Here is a 3,364-nt window from a genome sequence, read left to right as displayed (position 1 = left end):
GCCGGGCGACGGGCTCCGTCGCATTCTCGAGGACCCGGACCTCTTCCCGGTCGGGCGCAACCGCACAGACGTAGGTGTCAGACCCGTGGGGGACGATCAGGACCAACGCCTCGTCGGCGGCAAGCCGCGCCTTGACGTCGCTCAGCGATAGCGCGGCTGGCGAGACGAGTTCGTCGAATTCGGGGAAGGCCCGCTTCAGCTCCGCATCAGCGGCGGCCAGCTCCTCGACCACTTGCGCCAGCGCCGCGCGCTTTTCGTCGAGGCCCGGCGTTTCGCTCGCGAGGATGCTGGCTGTGACCGCAAGGTTGAGCGCGCGGGCACGATCGGCAAGTTGCTGCTTGCGGGTGATGAGCGCGCCCAGCGGACCATCGCCCGCCATCGCGCGCGCGGCGGCCTCGGCCATGGCTTGCCCTGCTGTCGATTGCTCGAGATCCTGGCCTGCGACAAACATTTCGCTGCGCAGGGCATCGGCATCGGCATCGGCGGCAGGGCCACCGGCATCCAGTCCGGCCGAGGTTGCCTCCATCAGCGCGCCATAGGCCATCGACAGGGGATCATGCGTGGTCGCATCCCCCGCAAGCGCGCGGGTGAGCGCCGAGGAGGCGGCATCGGGCGTGCTGCCTGCATAGCCGCCCGCAAGCCGCGCATCGCGGTGCCTGCGGCCAATCGCGGCCGCTTCGCGCGCCAGCGCCAGCGCCTCGCCTTGATCACCCCCGGCCGCCACGATCGCGCGCGAGAGCGTGGTCAGCAGGATCACGAGATCGGGATGGTCGGGGCCGAGCTTGCGCTGGATCGGAACGCCGAAGCGCAGCAGCGGCAAGGCCTCCTCGGCCCGGCCCTGTCCCAGCAGTGCGGCGGCCAGATTGTACTTGTACTTGGCATAAGTGAGGCTTTCCGAGGTGTCCGTCTGGCTGAAGAAGCCCTCGAAGATCTCGAGCGCGGTGCGGGCGTTCTTCTCGGCAAGCGCAAAGCGGCCCTGGAAGTTCTGGCGGAAGGCCATGTTGTTGTAGGTCTGCGCGACAACGTGGGTCGGGCGGGTGAAGTAGCGCGTGCGCAGGCGATTGGCGGCTTCGAACTGGAAATCGGACTGGCTGATCTTGCCTTGCGCGCCAAGGTGTTCGGCTTGCCGTTCGAGCAGATTGGCATAGCGCAGCCCGGTCAACAGACTGTCCATCGTGCCGTTGTTCGTCTCGTCCGCGCCGGTCTCGCGCCACGCGGCCTCGGCGCGCGGGAGCGTGGTGGCGAGCAGCGCCAGCGCCTCGGCATGGCGGCCTGTCTGGCCGAGATCCCAGCTCAGCGCCTCGACGGTCTTGAACACGTCGCCCGAATCCGGGCCCTCCTGCTTCACCTGCAGATCGAGCAGCACCCGATAGGCATCGATCGCATCACCGAGGTGCTGGGCATTGTCGAGGTAGCGCGCGAGTGCCTGCTGCAAACCGATCCTCACGACAGGATCGGCGCTGGCGGCCACCGCGCGGCGCAGATGCGCTTCTCCTTCGGCCGGGCGGCCCTCCCGGCGCAGAAGATCGGCTATGTCGACCGCGATGATCGCAGCCGCGTAGCTCCTGGGCCCCTCACGCGATGCTGCAAGGGCGACCCTGCGATCGATGATGGTGCGCTCGCCCGGGAAATCGCCGATCAGCGCATAGGCGCTTTGCAGCACCGGCAGGGCATGGTCCTGGTCCTCGGGCGCGGCGTCGTCCGAACCCAGCACAAGCGCCTCGACAATGGGCAGCAGCCTTGCGACCATTTCGGCGTTGCCTGCGCTGATCGCGACCTCGAGCCTTTCGACGAGGGGGCGATAGGACGTCGCGGCGTCGGCCTTGCCGAGTTTCCCGTCGTCGGCACGCGAGGGGCTCTTCTTGGCAACCTTGTCCGCACCAACGTCCGGCGCAGCGAGCGCAGGTGTCGGCTGCAACACAGCCACAAAAGCCGCCAGCAAGGCAGCCGCGCAGTAAGATTTCGATGCGGCCATGTGCCACTCCCCCCGAGAGCGATTCTTGGCGGGAGGGTGGCGGGTTGGCAAGGGATCGCGTGCAGGCGCTATCGCCGGACCACGCAGTCCGCCGAGATCCAGATGGCCGATGCTCGAATGGGAAACTGGCTGGGGCGGAAGGATTCGAACCTTCGCATGGCGGTACCAAAAACCGCTGCCTTACCGCTTGGCTACGCCCCAGCAAGAGGCGCGTCCTATAGCGGCTGAAATCAGGATGTGAAGGGGGCGAAAGCGCGTAATCCGCCCCCTTCCCATGATCTCAGACCGGGGGGCTGGTTACAAGCCGCTTGCCTTCGAAATCGGCGGCCGAGTGGCGCTCTTTCAGCTGGGTGTCCTCGTCGCCCCACACCTTGTTGACGATCCGTCCGCGCTGGACGCCCGGACGCGCGCCGATTTCGGCCACCCAGCGCGCGACGTTGGTGTATTCGTCGATCGACAGGAAGGTCTTGGCGTCGTTGTAGATCTGCCCGGCCACGAAGGGCGCGAGCCAGGGGTAGTTGGCGATGTCGGCGAGGGTGTATTCGTCGCCCGCCAGAAACCGGCTTTGCGCCAGCCGCTTGTCGGCGACGTCGAAGATGCGCTTGGTTTCCATCGCGTAGCGGTTGATGGGATATTCGTATTTCTCGGGCGCATAGGCGTAGAAGTGGCCGAAGCCCCCGCCGATGAAGGGCCCGCTGGCGACCTGCCAGAACACCCAGCTCAGCACTTCCGCGCGCGCGGCAGGAGCGGTGGGCAGGAACATCCCGAACTTCTCGGCGAGGTGCACGAGGATCGCGCCGCTTTCGAAGATGCGGAAGGGGGCTTGAGCGTCGCTCTTGTCGAGCAGGGCGGGGATCTTGGAGTTGGGGTTCACGCCGACAAAGCCGCTTGTGAACTGCTCGCCGTCGCCGATGTTGATCGTCCAGGCGTCATATTCGGCGCCCGTGTGCCCGGCCTCGAGCAGTTCTTCCAGCATGATGGTCGCCTTCACCCCGTTGGGGGTGGCGAGCGAATAGAGCTGGAAGGGGTTGTCGCCCTCGGGCAGGGCCTTGTCCTCGCGCGGCCCCGCAGTCGGCCGGTTGATGCTGGCGAAGCGGCCGCCCGAGACGGTGTCGGCACTCCAGACGGCGGGCGGGGTGTAGGGGCTATCTGCCATCGCGAAATCTCCTTTCGGCGCAGCATCGGTGCGCGCCGTCGTGTGTCTCAAGCTGGCGCCTGCAGGGGCGGGGTTCAAGATGGAACATCGCGAGCCTCACGCGCATTTCGCTTGGGGATGGAAAAGCTGGTCTATGTTGACGACGCGCTGCCCGGGATCACGCGTCGGCGCGCGGGCAAGGGCTGGGCCTATCACGATCCCTCGGGCAAGCTGATCCGCGACCGCGCCGAGCG

Annotated in this window: 2 protein-coding genes and 1 tRNA gene; all 3 read right to left on the bottom strand. The window is 66.9% G+C overall.

Annotated features, from left to right (window positions below; genetic code table 11):
• The coding region (locus tag NBV68_RS18615; RefSeq protein ID WP_296312860.1) for a tetratricopeptide repeat protein at positions 1–1,975 on the bottom strand (1,975 nt) is incomplete at its 3' end.
• 126 nt (positions 1,976–2,101) lie between these two features.
• Positions 2,102–2,176, bottom strand: a tRNA-Gln gene (locus tag NBV68_RS18610).
• Between the two features lie 79 nt (positions 2,177–2,255).
• On the bottom strand, positions 2,256–3,131 hold the full coding sequence (gene yghU, locus NBV68_RS18605; protein ID WP_296312858.1) for a glutathione-dependent disulfide-bond oxidoreductase: 876 nt from the start codon (positions 3,129–3,131) through the stop codon (positions 2,256–2,258).
• Positions 3,132–3,364 lie beyond the last annotated feature (233 nt).

Origin of the sequence: Erythrobacter sp., from assembly GCF_023653175.1 — a bacterium.
In the GTDB taxonomy this organism is placed as follows: Bacteria; Pseudomonadota; Alphaproteobacteria; order Sphingomonadales; family Sphingomonadaceae; genus Erythrobacter.
Note: the sequence above shows the minus strand (reverse complement) of the source record. Positions and strands in the feature narration are given on the sequence as shown.